Origin of the sequence: Rhodopseudomonas sp. BR0C11 (genome assembly GCF_010820945.1) — a bacterium.
In the GTDB taxonomy this organism is placed as follows: Bacteria; Pseudomonadota; Alphaproteobacteria; order Rhizobiales; family Xanthobacteraceae; genus Rhodopseudomonas; species Rhodopseudomonas palustris_H.
Genome location: NZ_QTKI01000039.1, coordinates 1 through 20,097 on the forward strand (window position 1 = coordinate 1; position 20,097 = coordinate 20,097).

Annotated in this window: 24 protein-coding genes and 1 tRNA gene; 15 read left to right on the forward strand and 10 right to left on the reverse strand. The window is 64.5% G+C overall.

What is annotated here, in order from left to right; genetic code table 11:
• Window positions 1-179: 179 nt before the first annotated feature.
• Complete coding sequence (locus DYI24_RS05535) at window positions 180-341, forward strand: hypothetical protein (RefSeq protein ID WP_164571549.1); 162 nt, start codon at window positions 180-182, stop codon at window positions 339-341.
• 6 nt (window positions 342-347) lie between these two features.
• Here the strand turns inward: DYI24_RS05535 and DYI24_RS05540 are convergent, their stop codons facing one another.
• Entirely contained in the window at window positions 348-1,004 is a 657-nt protein-coding gene (locus DYI24_RS05540) for a DNA-3-methyladenine glycosylase I (RefSeq protein WP_164571550.1), read from the reverse strand.
• The gene (gene ygfZ, locus DYI24_RS05545) at window positions 1,001-1,882 is read right to left on the reverse strand and encodes a CAF17-like 4Fe-4S cluster assembly/insertion protein YgfZ (protein WP_164571551.1); all 882 of its coding nucleotides are present in this window, start codon (window positions 1,880-1,882) and stop codon (window positions 1,001-1,003) included. Before ygfZ ends, DYI24_RS05540 begins: the two co-directional genes overlap by 4 nt.
• Window positions 1,883-2,029: 147 nt before the next feature.
• Between ygfZ and DYI24_RS05550 the strand changes: the two genes are divergently transcribed.
• Together DYI24_RS05550 and DYI24_RS28010 are read left to right on the forward strand one after the other, a co-directional pair.
• A complete protein-coding gene (locus DYI24_RS05550; protein WP_164571552.1) occupies window positions 2,030-3,364 on the forward strand; it encodes a dihydroorotase in 1,335 nt (444 codons plus the stop codon).
• A gap of 487 nt (window positions 3,365-3,851) precedes the next feature.
• Complete coding sequence (locus DYI24_RS28010) at window positions 3,852-4,007, forward strand: hypothetical protein (protein ID WP_011156634.1); 156 nt, start codon at window positions 3,852-3,854, stop codon at window positions 4,005-4,007.
• A gap of 20 nt (window positions 4,008-4,027) precedes the next feature.
• On the opposite strand, the gene DYI24_RS05555 is transcribed toward DYI24_RS28010, so the two are convergent.
• The 4 genes from DYI24_RS05555 to DYI24_RS05570 form a co-directional block, all read right to left on the reverse strand.
• Entirely contained in the window at window positions 4,028-4,291 is a 264-nt protein-coding gene (locus tag DYI24_RS05555; protein ID WP_011156635.1) for a hypothetical protein, read from the reverse strand.
• A 130-nt stretch (window positions 4,292-4,421) separates the two neighbouring features.
• Window positions 4,422-4,799 carry a TIGR02301 family protein gene (locus DYI24_RS05560; protein WP_164571566.1) on the reverse strand — a complete coding sequence of 126 codons (378 nt, stop codon included), beginning with the start codon at window positions 4,797-4,799 and terminating at the stop codon, window positions 4,422-4,424.
• 62 nt (window positions 4,800-4,861) lie between these two features.
• Window positions 4,862-5,305, reverse strand: a complete 444-nt coding sequence (locus DYI24_RS05565) for an NUDIX hydrolase (protein WP_164571553.1) — start codon at window positions 5,303-5,305, stop codon at window positions 4,862-4,864.
• Window positions 5,302-5,799 carry a hypothetical protein gene (locus DYI24_RS05570; protein WP_164571554.1) on the reverse strand — a complete coding sequence of 166 codons (498 nt, stop codon included), beginning with the start codon at window positions 5,797-5,799 and terminating at the stop codon, window positions 5,302-5,304. Before DYI24_RS05570 ends, DYI24_RS05565 begins: the two co-directional genes overlap by 4 nt.
• Window positions 5,800-5,860: 61 nt before the next feature.
• Here DYI24_RS05570 and DYI24_RS05575 point away from each other — a divergent pair, with 61 nt between their 5' ends.
• Window positions 5,861-6,634, forward strand: a complete 774-nt coding sequence (locus DYI24_RS05575; RefSeq protein WP_164571555.1) for an SOS response-associated peptidase — start codon at window positions 5,861-5,863, stop codon at window positions 6,632-6,634.
• Between the two features lie 108 nt (window positions 6,635-6,742).
• On the opposite strand, the gene DYI24_RS05580 is transcribed toward DYI24_RS05575, so the two are convergent.
• Both DYI24_RS05580 and DYI24_RS05585 read right to left on the reverse strand, forming a co-directional pair.
• Window positions 6,743-8,170: an FAD-binding oxidoreductase gene (locus tag DYI24_RS05580; RefSeq protein WP_164571556.1), complete on the reverse strand. Its 1,428-nt coding sequence runs from the start codon at window positions 8,168-8,170 to the stop codon at window positions 6,743-6,745.
• Window positions 8,171-8,289: 119 nt separating this feature from the next.
• On the reverse strand, window positions 8,290-9,276 hold the full coding sequence (locus DYI24_RS05585; RefSeq protein WP_164571567.1) for an L-threonylcarbamoyladenylate synthase: 987 nt from the start codon (window positions 9,274-9,276) through the stop codon (window positions 8,290-8,292).
• A 245-nt stretch (window positions 9,277-9,521) separates the two neighbouring features.
• On the opposite strand from DYI24_RS05585, the gene DYI24_RS05590 reads away from it, so the two are divergent.
• From DYI24_RS05590 to DYI24_RS05605, 4 genes are all read left to right on the forward strand, one after another.
• Window positions 9,522-10,424 carry a helix-turn-helix domain-containing protein gene (locus tag DYI24_RS05590; protein ID WP_164571557.1) on the forward strand — a complete coding sequence of 301 codons (903 nt, stop codon included), beginning with the start codon at window positions 9,522-9,524 and terminating at the stop codon, window positions 10,422-10,424.
• 125 nt (window positions 10,425-10,549) lie between these two features.
• The gene (locus tag DYI24_RS05595) at window positions 10,550-11,836 is read left to right on the forward strand and encodes an MFS transporter (RefSeq protein WP_164571558.1); all 1,287 of its coding nucleotides are present in this window, start codon (window positions 10,550-10,552) and stop codon (window positions 11,834-11,836) included.
• Window positions 11,829-12,731: an amidohydrolase family protein gene (locus DYI24_RS05600; RefSeq protein ID WP_164571559.1), complete on the forward strand. Its 903-nt coding sequence runs from the start codon at window positions 11,829-11,831 to the stop codon at window positions 12,729-12,731. The genes DYI24_RS05595 and DYI24_RS05600 overlap by 8 nt, the downstream gene beginning before the upstream one ends.
• A gap of 122 nt (window positions 12,732-12,853) precedes the next feature.
• Window positions 12,854-12,930 (forward strand) — tRNA-Pro (locus tag DYI24_RS05605).
• A gap of 110 nt (window positions 12,931-13,040) precedes the next feature.
• Here the strand turns inward: DYI24_RS05605 and DYI24_RS05610 are convergent.
• The gene (locus tag DYI24_RS05610; RefSeq protein WP_246701163.1) at window positions 13,041-13,520 is read right to left on the reverse strand and encodes a hypothetical protein; all 480 of its coding nucleotides are present in this window, start codon (window positions 13,518-13,520) and stop codon (window positions 13,041-13,043) included.
• A 530-nt stretch (window positions 13,521-14,050) separates the two neighbouring features.
• On the opposite strand from DYI24_RS05610, the gene DYI24_RS05615 reads away from it, so the two are divergent.
• The 7 genes from DYI24_RS05615 (at window position 14,051) to DYI24_RS05650 (ending at window position 19,425) form a co-directional block, all read left to right on the forward strand.
• On the forward strand, window positions 14,051-14,947 hold the full coding sequence (locus DYI24_RS05615) for a hypothetical protein (protein ID WP_164571560.1): 897 nt from the start codon (window positions 14,051-14,053) through the stop codon (window positions 14,945-14,947).
• 560 nt (window positions 14,948-15,507) lie between these two features.
• Window positions 15,508-16,383: a hypothetical protein gene (locus DYI24_RS05625; protein WP_164571562.1), complete on the forward strand. Its 876-nt coding sequence runs from the start codon at window positions 15,508-15,510 to the stop codon at window positions 16,381-16,383.
• 30 nt (window positions 16,384-16,413) lie between these two features.
• Window positions 16,414-16,734, forward strand: a complete 321-nt coding sequence (gene csgH / locus DYI24_RS05630; protein ID WP_164571563.1) for a curli-like amyloid fiber formation chaperone CsgH — start codon at window positions 16,414-16,416, stop codon at window positions 16,732-16,734.
• A complete protein-coding gene (locus tag DYI24_RS05635) occupies window positions 16,731-17,222 on the forward strand; it encodes a curlin subunit CsgB (protein ID WP_164571569.1) in 492 nt (163 codons plus the stop codon). The genes csgH and DYI24_RS05635 overlap by 4 nt, the downstream gene beginning before the upstream one ends.
• Window positions 17,219-17,635: a curli production assembly/transport component CsgF gene (locus DYI24_RS05640; RefSeq protein ID WP_107343248.1), complete on the forward strand. Its 417-nt coding sequence runs from the start codon at window positions 17,219-17,221 to the stop codon at window positions 17,633-17,635. The genes DYI24_RS05635 and DYI24_RS05640 overlap by 4 nt, the downstream gene beginning before the upstream one ends.
• A gap of 51 nt (window positions 17,636-17,686) precedes the next feature.
• On the forward strand, window positions 17,687-18,628 hold the full coding sequence (locus DYI24_RS05645; RefSeq protein ID WP_107343249.1) for a CsgG/HfaB family protein: 942 nt from the start codon (window positions 17,687-17,689) through the stop codon (window positions 18,626-18,628).
• A gap of 83 nt (window positions 18,629-18,711) precedes the next feature.
• The gene (locus DYI24_RS05650; RefSeq protein ID WP_246701164.1) at window positions 18,712-19,425 is read left to right on the forward strand and encodes a lytic transglycosylase domain-containing protein; all 714 of its coding nucleotides are present in this window, start codon (window positions 18,712-18,714) and stop codon (window positions 19,423-19,425) included.
• Between the two features lie 43 nt (window positions 19,426-19,468).
• Here DYI24_RS05650 and DYI24_RS05655 read toward each other — a convergent pair whose 3' ends face one another.
• A complete protein-coding gene (locus DYI24_RS05655) occupies window positions 19,469-19,729 on the reverse strand; it encodes a hypothetical protein (protein WP_246701165.1) in 261 nt (86 codons plus the stop codon).
• Window positions 19,730-20,097 lie beyond the last annotated feature (368 nt).

The following is a 20,097-nucleotide window of genomic DNA, read 5'->3' on the forward strand; positions in this document are numbered from 1 at the left end:
TTCGGAATGGGACAGTTGTGCAGACGCGCCGCGGCAGCCGCAGCGATGTGACCGCCATATAGGCAGCCTTGCCCGAACTAAGCCACCGTCTCGGCCCAGTTCTGCACGATCTTGAGAGTACGATCGGTGTCCTTGTGCTGGTGGGCGTATTGCACCAAGGGGGATACACGATGGGGAGATTGGATCGCCGCGATGGGGAGCGATTGCAGTGCCATGATGCGGACGAACAAACCGCACCAACGATCGCGCCGCGTGATCTGGAGAAGGAAAACGAGACGCTGAAGGAACTCGTCGTCAGCCTCTCCGAACTGGTGATGAAGCGGGTCGCCGGACAGCGCTGAGAGACTTCAGCGCTGACGTAACGGAGCTCTCTTCACCGGCGCCGCAGAACGCCGCGCCGGTTTCTTCATCTGTCCGCAGGTGGCGTGGCAGTGGCAGTCGACCAGATGGTCGTTGACCATCCCGACCGCCTGCATGAAGGCGTACACGATCGTCGGGCCGACGAACTTGAAGCCGCGTCCCGCCAGATCCTTGGAAATTTTCACCGACAGTGGGGTCGAGGCCGGGACGCTCGCGATGGTCTTGAAGCTGTTGACCTTCGGCGCACCGCCGACGAAGTCCCACAGCAGCTTCGAGAAGCCCGGACCTTCTTCTTGTATCTTGAGCCACGCTTTGGCGCTGCCGATCGTGCCTTCGATCTTGGCGCGATTGCGGACGATACCGACGTCGTTCATCAGCGCCGCGACCTTGTCGGCGTCGTAGCGGGCGATCTTGGCCGGATCGAAATCGTCGAAGGCGCGGCGGAAGTTATCGCGCTTGCGCAGGATGGTGATCCACGACAGTCCGGCCTGGAAGCCGTCGAGGATCAGCTTCTCGTACAGCGCGCGGTCGTCGTATTCCGGCACCCCCCATTCGGTGTCGTGATACGCGACGTAGAGTGGATCGTCGCCCGGCCACGGGCAGCGGACGAGGCCGTCAGCTCCGACGCGTGCGGAGCGGGTCATGTGCCGGTCTTCCGCTGCGCCGGTGTCAGCTCCTCGGGATCGGCGATCTGCAAGGTGACGCCGCCAGCACTCAGCGGCAGCGATGCTTCGCGCGCTTCGGCGACGCGGTCGATCCGCAGCAGCGCCAGCCCGCGGCCGGCGGCCGACGATCCCATCGTGCCGACGCTCTTTTCACCGGCGGTGATCTCGCTGCCCGGTTGCGGCGCCGGGCCATCGAAGGTGACGCGCACGATCCGGGTGCGCGCGGTGCCGCGGTGGTGCATTCGCGACACCACTTCCTGTCCGATGTAGCAGCCCTTGTTGAAATCGACGCCGGACAGACGATCCATATTGGCTTCGTGCGGAAACGCGTCGGCATAACCGAAGTCGAGGCCGCCGGCCGGGACGCCGCAGGCGATGCGATGTGCCTCGTACTCGTCCGCCGCTACCATCGTGGCACCGAGTGCCTCGGCGGTCGCGGTGGCCAGGATCTCAGGCACCAGGATGCGCCAGCCGAGCTGATCGCCGCGCGGATCGCGGAATCCCATCTCCGGCGGCTGCGACGGTTCGCCGCCCCAGAGCGCCAGCACGCCGAGCCGGTCCGACAGGTTCTCGATCAGCGCCTTGGCGCGCAGCTTGTAGAATTTCAGCTTGGTGGCCAGCGCTTCGGTGAGCGGTTTCGGACAATCCAGCAGGAAACCGCCATCGTCTTCGGCCGCCAACTCGGTGATCAGAAAATCCGTGACGATCTTGCCCTGCGGCGTCAGCAGGGCGCCAAAACGCCCGGCGCCGGGTTCGAGCCTGTTCAGATCGGTGGTGACCAGGCCGTTCAGCAGGTGCCGCGCGTCGGGGCCGCTGATCTTGAGAACGCCACGGTCGGCGAGGAAGGCTGCCTTCATTGATCTCTCTCGTGACGCCGGCCGGAAACATCCTTGCGTTAACGGTCCGGCCGACTAAGACATCCCAAGTTAGGCGGCCGGGCGCTGGTCAACAAGGCTTTGCAAGACTCGCGCCGCGTCGCGCCAAAACGGGCACCCGAGGACGTCATGACCGGCACATTCGACACCATTCTGAAGGGCGGCACCATCGTCAACCAGGACGGCGAGGGCGTCGGTGACATCGGCATCAAGGACGGTCGCATCGCCGCGCTGGGTTCGCTTAGCGCCGAAAAAGCCGGCGAGACGATCGATTGCCGTGGCCTGCACGTGCTGCCAGGGGTGATCGACAGCCAGGTGCATTTCCGTGAGCCCGGCCTGACCCACAAGGAAGATCTCGAAACCGGCTCGCGCAGCGCCGTCATGGGCGGCGTGACCGCGGTGTTCGAAATGCCGAACACCAATCCGCTGACGATCACCGAAGAAACCTTCACCGACAAGGTGAAGCGCGCCGAGCACCGCATGCATTGCGACTTCGCGTTCTTCATCGGCGGCACCCGCGACAATGTCGAAGAACTGCCTAAGCTCGAGCGCGCCCGTGGCTGCTGCGGCGTCAAGGTGTTCATCGGCTCGTCGACCGGCAGTCTGTTGGTCGAAGACGATCCGAGCCTCAAGCGCATCCTGTCGGTGATCCAGCGCCGTGCCGCGTTCCACGCCGAGGACGAGTACCGGCTCAACGACCGCAAGGGCGAGCGCATCGAGGGCGATCCGTGCTCGCATCCGGTGTGGCGCGACGACGTCGCCGCGTTGCAGGCGACGCAGCGGCTGGTGGCGATCGCGCGCGAGACCGGCAAGCGCATCCATGTGCTGCACGTCTCGACCCGGCAGGAGATGGAATTTCTGCGCGAGCACAAGGATGTCGCGTCGGTCGAGGTGACGCCGCATCACCTGACGCTGGTGGCGCCGGAGTGCTACGAGCGCCTTGGCACCAAAGCGCAGATGAACCCGCCGGTGCGCGATGCCTGGCACCGCGACGGCATCTGGCACGGTCTGGCGCAGGGCGTGGTCGACGTGCTCGGCTCCGATCACGCGCCGCACACGCTGGAAGAAAAGGCCAAGACCTATCCGGCATCGCCGTCGGGCATGACCGGCGTGCAGACGCTGGTGCCGACCATGCTGGATCACGTCAATGCCGGCCGGCTGTCGCTGGCGCGCTTCGTCGATCTCACCAGCGCCGGACCGGCGCGATTGTTCAACATCGCCTGCAAGGGCCGCATCGCCGCCGGATTCGACGCCGACTTCACGGTGGTCGATCTCAAGCGCAGCGAGACCATCACCAACGACTGGGTCGCCTCGCGCGCCGGCTGGACGCCCTATGATGGCGTCCGCGTCACCGGCTGGCCGGTCGGCACCTTCGTGCGCGGCGCCAAGGTGATGTGGCAGGGCGAACTGACCACGCCCTCGCGCGGCGAGCCGGTGCGGTTTCTCGAGACGTTGAAGCCGTAAGCGGCGCGGCGCCCAGCAGCGTTGTTTTCTAGGGCTGCCGCGTCACACGCGGCCGCTCCGCCTTGGCGTTGAGGTCAAACGACGCCCCTTACGAAGTCCTGGTAACCGGCACGCAGGTTCCAGGTCACTGCGTAGTAACAGCCTCCAGATACCTTGCCGTGGATCAGGACGACCTGTGACGGCGCGGACTGATCTCGCGAACCATCAGCCGTCTTCGTTGATCCCCGCCGCAGCCGCCTAGATGATCAGCGGTCATTCCGGTTAGCACCGCGTCGTTTTGTCCGTGCCTCCGTGGAACTCCGGTGGGGTATTTTGCGTATCCACTGCGCGATCATCATCCGCGATGATCGAGGCCAGAACGATTCGGCCCGCGCGAGGTCGCGGCAGGACCGGTGGTTAACAGGAAAGCAACGCAACAGGCGCAGCATTTCGCGTCGCACGATCGCCGGGATCGTCGATTGACCGATACGCCGAAAGGGGATTCCAGATGGAAGCTCAAAAGACCGCGGTCGAAGCGATCGTCGCCTTGACCGGCTATGACCGGGCCGTCGTGGCCGAATTCATCCGGCGGTTCTATCTCGCCGGCGTGCGCGATCCGAAGCGGCTGACATTCAAGGGACTGCAGGCGTTCGCCCGCACCTGATGGTCGCCGACTGATTCGCGTTATTGCTTCGCCAAGCCGACCGAGAACTCGCCGTTGAGCACGCGGCCGGGCAGGCCTTCGACGAACTTGGCCACCGCATCCTCGCCATAGGTGGCGACGAGCTCGGCAAAAGCAGTGAACAGGCTGGCTTGCGCCAGGCAATCGCCGTCGACCCCGTCGTGCAGGGCTTCGGCCCATGCCTCGCTGAGATAGGTGAGCGCAGTTTGCTTCTGCTCTCGGTCGGATTGCACTTCGCGATCGATGGGGAAGGTCGTCAGGCTCATGAACTTCAGCAGTCTCGGCGCGCTCCACCGCGAAGCGCGATGGGGTAGTGTTAGCACGCGGCTGCCGAACGCCTAGGCAGTTCTTTAGGAAAGGTTAACGGCCTGGGATAAACCCGCAGCCATAGAGCGGTCAGTTCGCGTATCGAGCGGTCAGGTCGCGCGAGAGCTTCGAACCTTCCTCCAGATACCGCCGAATCGCCACGGTCGCGGCCGGCGTACAGGTTCGGTAGGTCTGCTGGAACCCGTTGTACCCACGATTGAAAGCGGCGATCAGCCGGGTCCGGCGCTCGCCCGAGGGGGTCTCGGCGTCGATCAGCGCCTGCATCTCAGTGCGCCATTTGGCGCCGTCGGTGCCGCCGCAGATCCCGCGAAGATAATGCAGCGTCCCGAGAATCTCCGCCAGCCGCTGCAATTCGGCGTCGAACGGCGCCGCGCCATCCTCGGCGCGCGCCGGGGCGAGCCCGCAGCAGGCGAGGATCATCAGCACGACAAGGGAACGCTTCAGCATGGCCGGCCTGATAGGCCGTTTCATCGGCCGCAGCAAGAAGTTGCCGGTTCCCGAACGAGCCATCAGGTTCCGATCAACTCACGGGCACCTTCGACCAGCTCGGCCAGCCCCTCGGTGGTCGAGAAGTTGGCCAGTTCGTCGGGGCCGATCCAGCGGACGTCGTCGAGTTCGCCGTTGAGCTGCGGCTCTCCGCCTGCCCAGCGCGCGGCGAACACCATGATGACGTAATGCCCGGCCGCACTGGCGGCGGACGGCAGCACCTCGCGCCGGCCGGCAAGGCCGACGATCTCGATCGACAGCGCGGTTTCCTCGGCGACTTCCCGCACGACCGCCTGCTCCAGCGTCTCGCCGAATTCGACCCGGCCGCCAGGCAGCGAGTACAGGCCCTTGCCGGGCATCCTTGCCCGGCGCACCAGCAGGAGGCGGCCCTCCCGGAAAATCGCGGCGCTGACGGCCAATTGCGGATGGCGCGGCTGCGCCGGTGCGGCTTCGGTCACGGCGATCAATGCGCCATAATGAAGTCGACGTCGGCTTCGCAGCCCTGTCCGTTGATGATGCCGCCAGCGCGGCCGATCAACGGCTTGATCCAGCCGACCGCGCTCTCGGCGAGCTTGGCCCGGGTGGCGTCCTGCGAGGCCTGGCGCATCGCTTCGCCGACCGCAGTCAAGATCGCGGTCATATTGTTGGTGATGTCGTCGAAATCCGATCTAATCCCGGGATCGGCCGTGTCATAGGCTTCGATTGCGAGATCGCGGGCCTTGAAGTTCGAGGCCTTGAAGTGTTCCGCGTAGGAGAGGGGATGCCACGACAGGAAATCGTCCGAGCACTCCGGCATGTCCGGAATCATTTCGAGCAGCATCACGGCTTCGTTGAAATGATTCAGGTAGTCGGTGGCCAGCCCGGTCTTCGGATTGATATTGGCGGCAGCAAGCTGAGCGGCGCGCGCCTCGTCGTAACGGGAGGGCGCACTTTGCACAGCTGTGGATTCACTCGACGCCATCGGCGGCATTTTTGTTTACCGAAGTTAACAAGCACTGAACACGCCACCGGGTCCTGACAGCATGTGCGGACGCTTCGTGATCACCTCGGCTCCCGCCGCTATCCGACAGCTCTTTGGCTACGCCGATCAGCCTAATTTTCCGTCACGCTACAACATCGCCCCGACCCAGCCGATTCCCGTGGTGGTCGTCGACGAAGGCGCCCGGCGGTTCCGGCTGATGCGCTGGGGGCTGATCCCGTCCTGGGTGAAGGATCCGCGGACGTTTTCGCTGCTGATCAACGCGCGCGCCGAGACCGTCCAGGACAAGCCGGCCTTCCGCAACGCGTTCAGGCGCCGGCGCTGCCTGGTACCGGCCGATGGCTACTACGAGTGGAAGGCCGGCGGCTCGCGCAAGCAGCCGTACTTCATCCATCCGGCCGGCGGTGGCCCGATCGGATTTGCGGCGCTGTGGGAGACCTGGACCGGCCCGAACGGCGAGGAGCTCGATACGGTGGCGATCATCACCACCGCGGCGCGCGGCGGCCTCACCGATCTGCACGACCGCGTGCCGGTCACGATCGCGCCGCATCAATTCGTGCGCTGGCTTGAGACCGATGAAACAGATGCCGGGGAGGTGATGGCCCTGTTACGCCCGCCGGGCGAGGGCGAGTTCGTCTGGCACCCGGTGTCGACCGCGGTCAACCGCACCGCCAATGACAATCCGCAATTGATCCTGCCGATCACCGCGGAGGAGGTCGAGGCTCCGCCGCCAGCCGTGGCGAAGCCGTCGCCACCGAAGCGCGCGGCGGGGCCCAAGATCTCGGCGGATGACAGCGGGCAGGGCTCGTTGTTCTGACGGCAGTTAGCAACGTCATTGCGAGCGAAGCGAAGCAATCCAGCAGTGCCGAGCACTGAGCGCTGGATTGCTTCGTCGCTTCGCTCCTCGCAATGACGGTGGAGAGAGCTACACCACCTTGCCGGGATTCATGATGCCGTGCGGGTCGAGCAGGGCCTTGATCGATCGCATCAGCTCGATCGCGGTCTTGTCCTTCACCTCGGGGAGTTCGTCGCGCTTCATCACGCCGATGCCGTGCTCGGCCGAGATCGAGCCGCCGAGCCTCAGCACGACGTCGAACACCACCTTGTTGACGTCGTGCCAGCGCGCCAGGAATTCCGCCTTGTCGGCACCAACCGGCTGGGTGACGTTGTAGTGAATGTTGCCGTCGCCGAGATGGCCGAACGGCACCGGACGAGAGCCTGGGATCAGTTCCACCACCGCGGCGTTGGCTTGTTCGATGAACTGCGGCACCGCGGCGACCGGCACCGAGATGTCGTGCTTGATCGAGCCGCCTTCCGGCTTCTGTGCCGGTGAGATCTCCTCGCGCAGCTTCCAGAACGCCTGCTGCTGCTGAACTGAACTCGCGATCGCCGCGTCCACCACGATGCCGTCTTCAAAACCGCGCTCGAGGATCGACTCCAGCGCGGCGCGGGCGTCGTCGCGCGGCGACGACAATTCGATCAGCACGTACCACGGGTAGCGCGCCTCGAGCGGATCGCGGTTGTTGGCGTGGCGCACGGAGAAATCGAGCGGGGTCTCGGCGATCAGTTCGAAGCTGGTCAGGTTGCCGGCCGCCTCTCCTTGCGCGATGCCGAGCAGCTTCAGCGCGTCATCCGGCGATTGCAGCCCGACGAACGCGGTCTCGACCGCGCGCGGCTTCGGGAAAAGCTTCAGTGTTGCCGCAGTGATGATGCCGAGCGTGCCTTCGGCTCCGATGAACAGATCGCGCAGATCGTAGCCGGTGTTGTCCTTCTTCAGCTTGGACAGCAGGTTCAACACTCGGCCATCGGCGAGCACGACCTCGACGCCGAGCGCCATGTCGCGTGCGAGGCCATAGGCCAGCGCCGCAGTGCCGCCGGCATTGGTCGAGAGATTGCCGCCGATCGTGCAGCTTCCCTGGGCGCCGAGCGACAGCGGAAACAGACGGTCGACTTCCGCGGCCTTCTCCTGCGCGCGCTGCAGGATCACGCCGGCTTCGACCGTCATGGTGTTCGACGAGGTATCGACCTCGCGGATCTTGTCCATCCGCTTCAGCGAAATCACCACCTCGCCATTGTGCGGGGTCTGTCCGCCGACAAGCCCGGTGTTGCCGCCCTGCGGCACCAGCGCGACGCGCGCCTCGTTCGCCAGCTTGCAGATCGCCACGACTTCCTCGGTCGAACCCGGACGCAGCACCAGCGGCGAGTGGCCACGATACAGATTGCGCTCCTCGGTGATGTAGGCTTCGAGCTCGAGAGGATCGGTCAGCGCGTGCTTATCGCCGACGATCGCGGTGAAGCGCGCGATCAGTTCGGGCGAGAGAGGTGCGGGCGAGAGCGGGCTGACGATATTCATGGTGTTTCCTCTTCCCTGTCGTTGCGAGGAGCGAAGCGAGCCGATGCGAAGCGCGTCTTAGACGCTTGTGAATCGGTTCGTTTCGCTTGCGACGACGTCGCGATGGGTTTGTTTGTTGGTCATGGGCGCGGTGCCGCTGCACGGCGCAGGCGATCGTTGATCGCTTCACCGAGCCCGTGGTGCGGGATCGGCATCACCGCGATGCCGCGAGCACCGTGATCATCGAGCGCGCGGAGAGCGCCGAATAGATGTGCGGCAGCCTCAGTGAGGTCCCCGCGCGGCGACAGGTTGTGCACGGCGACGGCCGTCTCAGTACCCGGCAGCACATCAGGACCGAATGCGAGCAGAGCTTCGCCCGGCTTCACCTCGGTCGCGTTCAGCCGCACCGTTGCGCGCGGCGCGTAGTGCGACGCCAGCATGCCCGGCGCCAGCGGCGCGTGATCATTGGCGTTGTTAGTTGCTGCTGGTGCGCCCAGCTTTTGACCGAGCACGCGTTCGATCGCTTCGCGTGGCACGCCGCCGGGGCGGAGCAGGACAGGTGCGCCGAGGCAACTGACGATCGTCGATTCGACGCCGACCATCACCGGCCCACCGTCGACGATCACGTCGATCCGGCCGTCGAGATCGGACGCGACATGCGCTGCGGTGGTCGGCGACACGTGACCGGATCTGTTGGCGGACGGCGCCACCACGGGGCCGCCGAAGGCGCGCAGCAGTGCCTGTGCCACGGGGTGCGACGGCACGCGGAGTGCGACGCTGTCGAGGCCGGCGGTGGCGAGATCGCACACGGAGCAATTCGTCGCCTTCGGCAGTACCAGCGTCAGCGGTCCGGGCCAAAACGCTTCGGCGAGGCGCTGCGCGGCGGCATCGAACCGCGCGATCGTGCGTGCGGCTTCGAGGCTGGCGACGTGAGCGATCAATGGATTGAATGACGGCCGACCCTTCGCCGCGTAGAGCAGCGCCACCGCTTCAGCATTGGCCGCATCAGCACCGAGCCCGTACACCGTCTCGGTGGGGAACGCGACCAGCCCGCCGCCGCGCAGCACGCGCGCAGCTTCGTCCGCATCGGTCGCGGCCAGCGTCTTGGTGATCAGGTCGAGCATCATTTCGGGTTTCATATCGCAAATCGCGCGGTTGCGAAGTAGCAAAGTCGACGCGCTGCGATGCGCCGCGCGAGGAAGTTATGCGACCGTGCTTTGCGGCTGACGGCCTCGCGCAAACCGCGAATCCGGCCCGTCCGCACGCGAAAACCCCCGTCAAACTCGCAGGTTAGGTGGCGTTTCGGGCCCGGGGCTTGCAAGCCCCTGCAATATAGAGTGAGGATAGTTCGTTCAAACAGGCGCCCCTTCTGATGCAGCTCAATCCCCTCCTTCATGCCGAACGCGTCACCGGCCGAAGGCAATCGGCCTTGATCGATCTGTGGTCGACCACGGGATTTGCCGCGGCCGTCAGCGAGGTGACGGGGCCGCATATCTACGAATTCGGCGAGCTGCCGGTGCCGACCGTGGCGATCACGCTGTACGACGTGCGCCGCCACGTTCTGATGGAAAACGGCAAGGTGCGCCGCGACGCGCCGGTGCGGTCCGGGCGGTTTCGCATCGGCCAACCGGGCCGGCGCGTGGTGGTAGATGCGATCCCGGACACCCAATGGGGCAAGCTGCTGCTGCTGTATCTCGGAGAACCGCTGCTGAAAGAAGTGGGGGCGTCGCTGGGCTCCGCCGGTCCGATCAGCTTGCGCGACACCGCGTGGGACGTTGACGATCCTCTGCTCGAAGTGTCGGCCAAGCGCCTGGTCGAGGCAAGCGATAGCGGCGACCGGCCGAATGCGCTGCTGGCCGAACAACTGGCCTATACGCTCGCATTGCATCTGACCGACCGCTATTCGGCGCCGCGCGCCGCGACGGCGGACCAATCTGCACCGCTTGAGGCGCCGGTCCGCGACCGTATTGCCGAGTTCGTCCGTGCCGATCTCGGCGCGCCGATCACGCTGGCGGCGATGGCCGAGGTCGCGGGCATGAGCCCGTCCTGCTTCATCCGCAGCTTCAAGCGTTCCACCGGCATGACGCCGCATCGTTTCGTGGTGGAACAGCGTGTCGCCGCCGCCCGGCGGCTGCTTGAGACGTCGGATCTGCCGATCGTCGAGATCGCGCTCGGCGTCGGCTTCTCGTCGCAGTCGCATTTCGGTGTCGCGTTCCGGCAGGTCACCGGTGAAAGCCCCGCCCGGTATCGCCGGGCGCAGCGCGGGCGCGAGTAATTTTTCGACAGAAAGCCGCGGACACCGCGGGACGCTGACAATTTTCCGGCAGACGCGTTGTCGCGATTGGGAAATCTGTCGGCCGTGAGCGATCGCCCGGTGAAGGCGAGCGAGGGAGGATACGTATGACGACATCTTCGAGCACGGTCGCGCCGATTACGGACACCAGCCTGACCGGCTTCTACAAAGACATGACCGTTACCGAGAAGCGCACGTTCTGGGCCTGTGCCACAGGCTGGGCGCTCGATGGCATGGACTTCATGATCTACCCGCTGGTGATCGGTACGATCATCGCGCTGTGGAAGGTCGACGCCGGTTCGGCCGGCCTTGCCGGCACTGTGACGCTGCTGGCCTCCGCGGTCGGTGGCTGGGCCGCCGGTTATCTGGCGGACCGGATCGGCCGCGTTCGCACGCTGCAGCTCACCATCATCTGGTTCTCGCTGTTCTCGCTGCTCTGCGCGTTCGCGCAGAACTTCGAACAGCTGCTGATCCTGCGCGCGCTGCTCGGCTTCGGCTTCGGCGGCGAATGGGCGGCCGGCGCCGTGCTGATCGGCGAGACGATTCGTCCGCAGTATCGCGGCCGTGCGGTCGGCTCGGTGCAGTCGGGCTGGGCGGTCGGCTGGGGCATGGCGGTGCTGGCGCAGGCTGCGCTGTTCTCGCTGCTGCCGGCCGATCAGGCGTGGCGCTGGATGTTCGCGATCGGCGCGCTGCCGGCGCTGCTGGTGCTGTATCTGCGCGCTTATGTGAAGGAGCCGCAGGTCGCCGTCGAAGCCCGCGCCAAAGCCACCGCGGCGGGCGGCAGCCGCTCGATCCTGGCGATCTTCCAGGGCCGGATTCTCAAGACCACCATCCTGGCTTCGCTGGTCGCCACCGGCTGCCAGGGCGGTTACTACGCGATCACCTTCTGGGTGCCGCGCCTCCTCACCCCCGAGCGCAAGCTCTCGATCGTCGGCTCGACCGGCTATCTGGCGACGCTGATCGTCGGCTCGTTCGTCGGCTATCTGGTCGGCGCATGGTTCGCCGATCGGTTCGGCCGCCGCAGCCTGTTCCTGGCGTTCTCGCTCGGTGCGATGGTGGTGGTGCTCGCCTATACCCAGCTTCCGCTGTCGAACGAGATGCTGTGGGTGCTCGGCTTCCCGCTCGGCTTCTTCGCCTCGGGTTACTTCTCGGGCATGGGCGCGTTCCTGACCGAGCTGTTCCCGACCAGCCTGCGCGGCTCGGGGCAGGGCTTCTGCTACAATTTCGGCCGCGGCGTCGGCGCGCTGTTCCCGTTCCTGGTCGGCTATCTGTCGCAGGTCACGACGCTCGCCAATGCGATCTGCCTGTTCGCCGTGTTCGCCTATGTACTGTTCTTCGCCGCCGCCTATGCTCTGCCGGAGACCCGCGGCACGGTGCTGAGCGCCGATGAGTAAGGCTGATACGTCCAAGGAACCGGCTCCGGCGTGTCCGGGGCCGGATCCGGCGCCGCGACGGCCGACGCGTTACGTCGTCCCGCCCGGATCGGTCGATACCCACGCCCACGTCATCGGGCTGCCGCCGAATTATCCGTTCGTCGGCGCCCGCAGTTACACGCCGCCCGCCGCAACGCCGGAATCCTATCTGGCGATGCTCGACGCCACCGGCATGACCTACGGCGTGCTGGTGCAGGTCAGCGTGCACGGCACCGACAATCGGCTGATGCTGGAGACGCTGCAGGCCCACCGCGAGCGGCTGAAGGGCATTGCGGTGATCCCCCTCGGGCTGCCGGACAAGGAGCTGGCGGCGCTGAAGGATGCCGGCGTTGTCGGCCTCCGCCTGAACATCCTGTATGGCGGCGGCATCGGGTTCGAGCGCGTCGGCGAATATGCGGCGATGGCCAAGGAGCTCGGCTGGCATCTGCAGTTCCTGATCGACGCCAAGGATCTGGTGCCGCTTGCGCCGCAGCTCGGGGATCTGCCGGTGCCGTTCATCGTCGATCACTGGGGGCACTTCCCGGTGTCGCGGGGAATCGATGATCCCGGCTTCCAGACGCTGGTGTCGCTGGTGCGCGATGGCGCCTGGGTCAAGCTGTCGGGCGCCTATCGGAATACGGTCGCGGGATTTCCCTATCTCGACACCATTCCGTTTGCCCGCCTGCTGCACGAGACGGCGCCGGATCGTTGCGTCTGGGGCAGCGACTGGCCGCATGTCGCGACCTGGCAGCACATGATGAATGTCGGCGAGCTGCTCGATCTGCTCGCCGATTGGGTGCCTGACGCGGCCGCGCGCGACCGCGTCTTCACCGACAACGCCTATCGTCTCTACGGCTTCGAGCCCCTCCAGGGCTGAGCTTTCAGGCCCGCGACCGCCGCCCCTGACCGGAGGGCGGCGGTTGGATAAAAATCCTCTCATTATCCCCATTGGAACGCTTGCGAAGCCGGAAGGCGGACGCTATAAGCCGGGCCTCTTGTCGGAGTGTGGCTCAGCCCGGTAGAGCACTGCGTTCGGGACGCAGGGGTCGCAGGTTCGAATCCTGCCACTCCGACCAAGATTTCCAGCGATTTCCCCTCGCTTTTCCCGATCCCTTCTTCGTTTCTTAGCATCACGACGCGGCCGCTGCTTTGCGCGGACGAGCGCATCGCTGCGCCGACGCAGCATTCACCAACTGCCGCGGCGGGAATCGATCTGGGTGAAGTCGATCGGGCTTGGTTCGCCGACCTTGGGCGGGGGCGGCGGCTTTTGCGGTTGTGCGCCACGCTGCTTGGCGGCCTTCAGGATCGCCTCGGCCAATGGACCGGCCTTGACCGGGCCAGTCTGTTGCGGCTGGCCATTGGGCCCAGGCGGGGCCTGCAGCGCCATTGGCTGGTCGAGCCGGCCGGGGCGGACGCGGACGCTGACCACGGCGCCTCGCTCGGCATCGAACGCGCATTCATACGAGACTCGCACCCACTCCTTCTGCGGCGACAGGAAGCGGATCGAGTCGCCACGATAATTGACGATTGCGTTGTCCGGTTTGGATGGGTCGGCCTGCTGGAAAATGCCGGAGAAGGGCCTGCTGATCCACTCGAAGTCGCCGGGAGCCTGCGCCTCGATCTTGCGGGCGCAGATCGCCGAGGCCTTCTCGTTGTTGGCGCGCACGCACACTTCCGGGCATTTCGGCGAATCGACGGCTGCCGGCCCGGGGTTTGATGGTGATTGGTTACCACCAACGTTGGCAGCCCCCGGCTTCGACGCCGGAGCGGGCTGTGAAGACTGTGCATGAGCCGCCCCGACCACACTCGAAGCCAGCACTGCCGCATAGATCAAACGGATCATTTTGATACCACCCATGGTTGGGCGCTTAGTTGTTTTCTAGTCCGAAACTTCGAATGGCGCGAGTCCAATCTTGCTGCCGTCTAGTGGTCTCAACAATTATTACTTGGTTAGTAGCAGATAATCGATGCGCGACTGATCATATCAATTGTTCTATTTCGGGAAATAGGAGCTAATTACTTAGAAGTGTATAGTTCACTCATGAAGTGTACATCGCTAAAAGCATGTTTTGCCCCATAATGACACAACTTAATCATTGTTTAATCTTTGGCTTCCCCCTAACAATTCGGGGCTCCAGGCGGGCAAAGTCCCGCTGGACATACGGCATTGATCTTTCAACAGGGGAGTATTTGTCGATGAAGCGTAATCTGTTTTTTGTAACGGCCAGTGTGCTGGCGTTGTCTTCGGCTGCTGCGTTTGCCAGCGACAACACGGTGTATCTCAATCAATCCGGCACGGAGCAGAAGGCCGACATCACCCAGGAAGGGGCGGCCAGCTCAGTTGGCAACAACGGCTGGTTCATCCAGGCAGCCCTCGCCAGCGGTGACGCTGGTAACTATCTCTCGGTGAGCCAGACGTCCACGTCGAATGTCAGCACTTCCAACGGCTATCAGTACGGCAGCAACAATACAGCGCACCTGACCCAAAGCGGCTATGGCAGCAACATCGTGCTGCAGCAGTATGGCAGCGACAACGGCCGCACTACGTCGAACACGGGGCCGAGCGATGTGATCACCCAGAACGGCACCGCCTATCAGAGTAATGTCACGCTCAGCCAGGGCGGGAACAGCAATCTGTTCAGCATCAGCCAGGGCGGTTACCAGAACAACGTCACCGCTACGCAGTCGGGCAATGGCAATCAGCTGACGATCCAGCAGGCGCTCTACTACGACGGATCCTACGGGTACGCTTACAATCAGATCAAGTCTCAGCAGTACGGCAATACGAACAAGGGCGATTATTCGCAGATCGGCTCTTCCAACCAGATCGACAGCACCCAGTACGGCAACGAGAGCGCTCGGATCTACCAGATCGGCTACTACAACCGAAGCGTCGGCTCCCAGTATGGCGGCGGCAACTCCGTGAACATCGATCAGGGCGTGAATGGAACTGCCTATGGCACGAACAATTACGCCAGCTATTCCCAGAGCGGCAGCGGTCTGCAGCTGAATCTGATCCAGACCGGCAACAACAATCAGTCGAACACGATTCAGAGCGGGATCGGTAGCGTCGCGAACATCACTCAGAAGTGACTATTCTCGCCTGGTTCGGATTTCGGAGTGAGGCGTACGCGCCTTGCTCCAGTCCGGGCGCGAGGGCGGCCGGGATTTTTCGGCCGCTCGAAGTCCTAAAGTGTTCGGTCAATTTTGATTTGGGGGCATTGCCGTGAAACGTTCGATCTTCCTGATTTCCGTCAGCGCGCTGGCGCTGCAGACCGTGCCGGCCTCGGCCGATTCCAACATCGTCTATCTCGATCAGTCCGGTACGTCGCAGGACGCGACGATCACCCAGTCGCATGCCGGCTTCAATCAGGTCGGCACCGCGGCGAATCCGTTCAGTCAGTCCAACGGCAGTGGCAGCGGCCACAACTCGCTGACCGTGACGCAATCCGGCGATCACAATCGCTTCGCCGTGAGCCTGCCTGGCTTCCAGTCGGGTAAAGCCAACTCGGCGGAGGTGTCGCAGGCGGGCAAGAACTCGAGCGTCGACCTGCAGCAGATCGGCACCAAGAACGGCGTCGCGATTCTTCCGTGGACCAACGGCCCGATCACCGACGGCATTCGCCAGGACTGCCAATGGCAGCGCGGTCACGTTGCAGCAGAACGGCAAGAACAACGTGTTCGACATCGCCCAAGGCGGCGCCGGCAACCGCACCAACGTGTCGCAGAGCGGCAACGGCGGCATGGTCTATGTCCGCCAGGACACCAGTCTGCCCGACACGACGCTCCGCAACCCGAAGCCTTACAAGTCGAGCGCGGGCAACAACAGTTCGATCGATGTCAACCAGACCACGACGTCGGGATGGACCTATGCGGCGGTGGCGCAGGGCGGCGGCGACGGCAATCACGTGACGATTGGACAGAACGGCTCGCTGCTCAACGCTGGCGTCAACCAGTCCGGCTCCGGCAACGTCTTCTATTCGTCGCAGACCGACAACGGCAATGCCGCCGGACAGCGCACGCTGCTCGGGCCGGATACGCCGATCAAGCAGACCGGCGACAACAACAGCTACAGCAACTTCCAGTCGGGGACCGGCAACTCGGCCAACGGGACGCAGACCGGTTCGTTCAACGTCGCCCTCAACATTCAATCGGGCAGTGTTAACGAGTTGACCGGGACGCAGAAGGGCATCGGCAACAGCGTGACGTCGGACCAAAGCGGCGCCGGCGAATATCTCCGCTATTCGCAGACATCGACTTCGTATGGAAACACCATTGTCAGCAGCCAGTCCGGCGGTGGCGACGACGCTTATCTGACCCAGAACGGCAACGGCAACAGCATCAACGGGTCGCAGTCCGGCGGCCTGCTCAACACCGTCACCGCCGAACAGACCGGCAATGGCAACACGGCCCAGTACGCACAGGTCGGCAGCCTGAACGGCCTGACGCTGACGCAGACCGGCAACGGCAACCACTCGGTCACCAATCAGACCGGCGTGCACAACGTCATCAAGGTGACCCAGCACTGAAACGACCGTAGGCGCGTCGCGGAGAGTCACATGGCTGTGGATCAAGTCCCGCCGGTTGTTCAGTGTGAGGTCGAGGCTGCGGTCAGTGGCGGCCATGTCACGTTGCGCGGCGTCATCACTGCGGCGCGCGACGGTGGCGGCAGCTACACGCTGGCCGTCGACAAGACCGGCGCAGCCGGGACCTCGCGGATCAAACAAGCTGGCGCTTTCAGCGCCGCCGCCGAACAGCGCGTGACCGTCGGCAACGTCGTGCTCGATTACAGCACCACCAATCGATACGCCGCCAAGCTGGATGTGTCGTTCGGCAGCATCACCATTCAATGCGATCTCGATCCGGAGACAGTCAAATGACCGCATCAACGCGAGCGATGCGAACAGCCGTGCTTCGAGTAGCCGCGGCGATGCTCGGGGGCTTGGTGTTTGTCGGTATGGCATCGGCGCAGTCGGCCGATCTCTACACCGATTTTTCCGGTTATCTTGTGAACCGGGCGCAGCAGGGCGCAGTCGCCGACGGCGCGCTGCCGAGCGGCAGCCACAATACAGCGATCGTCAGCCAGACCGGCAATGCGAACTCCGTGACGTCCGATGTGCGCGGCTCGTTGAACGTGACGCTGCAGTCGCAGCTCGGTTCCGGCAATGACTCCAGCTTCACCGTCAACGGCAATCAGAACTTGCTGCACAACAGTCAGATCGGCGACAACAACAGCGGCAGGATCGACGTCACAGGCAACCGCAACGCCTACAGCAGCACCCAGATCGGCAGCAATCTCAGCTACGGCCTCAGCCAGGTCGGTAACAATGGCGGGGCCGTCATCGTACAAATGGGAGGTCATCGATGAAATACGCGGGCATTCTCGCTGCCTTCGCCTTGTGCGCCAGTGCCGCCGGGGCGGATGCAGGCAGCCTGGTCTATACCCCGACCAATCCGGCGTTCGGCGGCAGCCCGCTGAACGGGTCGTGGCAGATGCAGCAGGCGACCGCGGGCAATCACTTCAACCGTGCGGCGCCCACCAGCGGGCCGCAGCAGCTGACGCAATCGCAGATCTTTGCCCAGCAGCTGCAGAGCCAGCTCTACGCCTCGCTCGCCAACCAGGTCACCCAGGCGATCTTCGGCACCAACGCGCAGCAGAGCGGCACCTTCACGTTCCAGGGCACCACGATCAGCTTCGCCAAAGTCGACGGTCAGACCAACATCACGATCAACGACGGTTCGACCGTCACCCAGATCAGTCTGCCGACCGTGACGCATTGACCCTGTGTTCACCTGCCGGCGTTGGCCGGAGGTTGTTTGAGGATATTTCGCGTGACACGTTATTTCAGATCGATCATTGGCCTCGCCGCAGTGGCCGCTCTGCTCGCCGGCTGCACGCGCCCCGGCCACCGCGACGCTTTCTTCGAGGAGCCGCCGGTGGTGACGCCGCCGTCGCCGACAGGTGTCAATCTCGAGACCTTGCCGCCGCCGAAGCAGAAGATCGACATCGCGATCTATCAATTCCCCGATCTCACCGGCAAGAACGAGCCGAACGACAACGTGGCGGTGTTCTCGCGTGCCGTGACCCAGGGCGGCGCCGGGCTGGCGATCGATGCGTTGAAGCGCGCCGGTGGTGGAGCCTGGTTCCGCGTCGTCGAGCGTAACGGCCTCAACGATCTGCTGCAGGAGCGGCAATTGGTGCGCGCCACTCGCCAGGAGTTCGACCGCGACCGCGCCAAGCCGCTGCCGCCGATGCGCTTCGCTGGACTTTTGATCGAGGGCGGCATCGTCGCGTTCGATGCCAACTACATGACCGGCGGCATCGGCGCGAATTATCTCGGCATCGGCGCCGACACCAAGTTTCGCCGCGACATGGTAACCGTCGCCCTGCGGGTCGCCTCGGTGCAGACCGGTGAGGTGCTGACCAGCGTCACCACCACGAAGACGGTGTACTCGGTGTCGTTGCAGGGCAACACGTACAAATACGTCGCGCTCGACAAGCTGCTGCAGATTGAAGCCGGCATCACCCGCACCGAGCCGACCCAGCTTGCGGTGCGGCAGGCGATCGACCTCGCAGTGTATTCCACCATCATGGAGGGCGCGCGCGACAAGCTGTGGCGGTTCTCCGATCCGGTGATGGAAGCCAAGTTGATCCGCGACTATCTCGACCGCGACAAGCCGCAGCCGGCGTTCATGAAACCGTATCTCACCAAGGAGGAGCGGATCGAGGCGGAGAAGATTGATCATTCGCCGGAATGGGCGCCGCGGAGCTGACGATGGCAGCGCGGGCCACTCTCGCCTGGTTATGGACAGTGGCGCTTGCCCTTGTTGCGGTCGGTGCGAGTTGCGGCGGTGCGATGGCGCAGCAGCGCGTCGCCGAGGCCGGCGGCCTGGTGGTGACGGCGCGCGCCGGCGACTCGTCGTTTGATGCGCCCGTTGCGCCGACCGCCCCATGGGCGCACGTGATCGCGCAAGCCGCGCAGGACAACGGCCTGCCGCCGGCATTCCTGACCCGCCTGCTCAATCAGGAAAGCACCATGTTTACGCTCGCGGTGAGCCGCGCCGGCGCCATGGGCATCGCCCAATTCATGCCCGGGACCGCCGCAGCGCGCGGGCTCGACGATCCGTTCGATCCATTCAAAGCGATCCCTGCTGCGGCACGCTACCTGGCCGACTTGCGCCGCCAGTTCGGCAATCTCGGCCTAGCGGCCGCCGCCTATAATGCCGGCGCTGGCCGGGTATCGGCCTGGCTGCGCGGCAGCTCCGACCTGCCTGCCGAGACCCGGGATTACGTGCTGCGTATCACTGGCTTCAGTGCCGAAGATTGGGCAGCCAGCCGGGCCGACGCGACGGCTATCACGGCAGCGGTGCCCGCCAAGCCGCCGATCACGTCGCTCGCAACGGCCGCGTCACCCCGCGCGACAGCCGCGGCGATAATGCCGACCGTCCCGCGCGCAACGTCGCGTGCCGAGGCTGGTCGCAAGGGCGCAAAGAAGCCGACCGCCGAGGCGGAGCTGTGTGCCTCGGTCGCGGCCGGCGGACGCAGCTGCATTCTGCAGACGGCGTATTGAAGCTTCAGGTCGAAGATGTCGTGCGGATCAGCCCATGCGGCCGTCATGGTATGCGGTGGCGCTTGCGCTTGGGCTTGTTGGCCTTGTTGCGGTAATAGTCACGCTCGCGTTTCAGCAAGGGCGAAACGTCGCTCCGCGGCGGCGGTGTCTCTGAAAACGTCGTGACGCCCTGCTGCTTCTCGATGCAACGGCGCAGCGCAGTGGGGTCGGTCAGCAGCGTGCAATCATTGACCGCCCGCGGGTTAGGCGACAGCTGCGCCTGCACCGGGTCGGCGAGCATCACGGCGGCACTGACCAGCAGCATTCTCTGGAAACCAGACATCGCGTTGAAGTCCTGAGATCTTGTCGACAGTATCGAGCACTTCGAAAATCAATCGCGGTTAGTAACATTGCACCGTTGTGCGATTGAGTGGTCGCCGGCGCTGGGCGTCCGGCGTCAATCGCTCACCGGACGATGCAAGTACCCGCCCTGTGGCGATGCGCCGAAGGCGGGCGTTCCTGTTCTCCTCGGGGGGCAACTCTCGCATCATTGATACTGAACCCGCAACAGGAGGTTCAGATGCCCAACCATTTTCTCATCGCTCGCTCGGGTCCATGAGGACCAGCGCTGTCCTGTTCGGTATCGGCATGATGTCGATCATCACATCAGGCTGTATGCGGAACGCCATAGAC

What these genes read in the sequence shown, in the direction of transcription:
- DYI24_RS05540 (WP_164571550.1), bottom strand. Translation starts at nt 1,004, where the DNA reads ATGACCCGCTCCGCACGCGTCGGAGCTGACGGCCTCGTCCGCTGCCCG.
- ygfZ (WP_164571551.1), bottom strand. Translation starts at nt 1,882, where the DNA reads ATGAAGGCAGCCTTCCTCGCCGACCGTGGCGTTCTCAAGATCAGCGGC.
- DYI24_RS05550 (WP_164571552.1), top strand. Translation starts at nt 2,030, where the DNA reads ATGACCGGCACATTCGACACCATTCTGAAGGGCGGCACCATCGTCAAC.
- DYI24_RS28010 (WP_011156634.1), top strand. Translation starts at nt 3,852, where the DNA reads ATGGAAGCTCAAAAGACCGCGGTCGAAGCGATCGTCGCCTTGACCGGC.
- DYI24_RS05555 (WP_011156635.1), bottom strand. Translation starts at nt 4,291, where the DNA reads ATGAGCCTGACGACCTTCCCCATCGATCGCGAAGTGCAATCCGACCGA.
- DYI24_RS05560 (WP_164571566.1), bottom strand. Translation starts at nt 4,799, where the DNA reads ATGCTGAAGCGTTCCCTTGTCGTGCTGATGATCCTCGCCTGCTGCGGG.
- DYI24_RS05570 (WP_164571554.1), bottom strand. Translation starts at nt 5,799, where the DNA reads ATGGCGTCGAGTGAATCCACAGCTGTGCAAAGTGCGCCCTCCCGTTAC.
- DYI24_RS05575 (WP_164571555.1), top strand. Translation starts at nt 5,861, where the DNA reads ATGTGCGGACGCTTCGTGATCACCTCGGCTCCCGCCGCTATCCGACAG.
- DYI24_RS05580 (WP_164571556.1), bottom strand. Translation starts at nt 8,170, where the DNA reads ATGAATATCGTCAGCCCGCTCTCGCCCGCACCTCTCTCGCCCGAACTG.
- DYI24_RS05585 (WP_164571567.1), bottom strand. Translation starts at nt 9,276, where the DNA reads ATGATGCTCGACCTGATCACCAAGACGCTGGCCGCGACCGATGCGGAC.
- DYI24_RS05590 (WP_164571557.1), top strand. Translation starts at nt 9,522, where the DNA reads ATGCAGCTCAATCCCCTCCTTCATGCCGAACGCGTCACCGGCCGAAGG.
- DYI24_RS05595 (WP_164571558.1), top strand. Translation starts at nt 10,550, where the DNA reads ATGACGACATCTTCGAGCACGGTCGCGCCGATTACGGACACCAGCCTG.
- DYI24_RS05600 (WP_164571559.1), top strand. Translation starts at nt 11,829, where the DNA reads ATGAGTAAGGCTGATACGTCCAAGGAACCGGCTCCGGCGTGTCCGGGG.
- DYI24_RS05615 (WP_164571560.1), top strand. Translation starts at nt 14,051, where the DNA reads ATGAAGCGTAATCTGTTTTTTGTAACGGCCAGTGTGCTGGCGTTGTCT.
- csgH (WP_164571563.1), top strand. Translation starts at nt 16,414, where the DNA reads ATGGCTGTGGATCAAGTCCCGCCGGTTGTTCAGTGTGAGGTCGAGGCT.
- DYI24_RS05635 (WP_164571569.1), top strand. Translation starts at nt 16,731, where the DNA reads ATGACCGCATCAACGCGAGCGATGCGAACAGCCGTGCTTCGAGTAGCC.
- DYI24_RS05640 (WP_107343248.1), top strand. Translation starts at nt 17,219, where the DNA reads ATGAAATACGCGGGCATTCTCGCTGCCTTCGCCTTGTGCGCCAGTGCC.
- DYI24_RS05650 (WP_246701164.1), top strand. Translation starts at nt 18,712, where the DNA reads ATGGCGCAGCAGCGCGTCGCCGAGGCCGGCGGCCTGGTGGTGACGGCG.
- DYI24_RS05655 (WP_246701165.1), bottom strand. Translation starts at nt 19,729, where the DNA reads ATGCTGCTGGTCAGTGCCGCCGTGATGCTCGCCGACCCGGTGCAGGCG.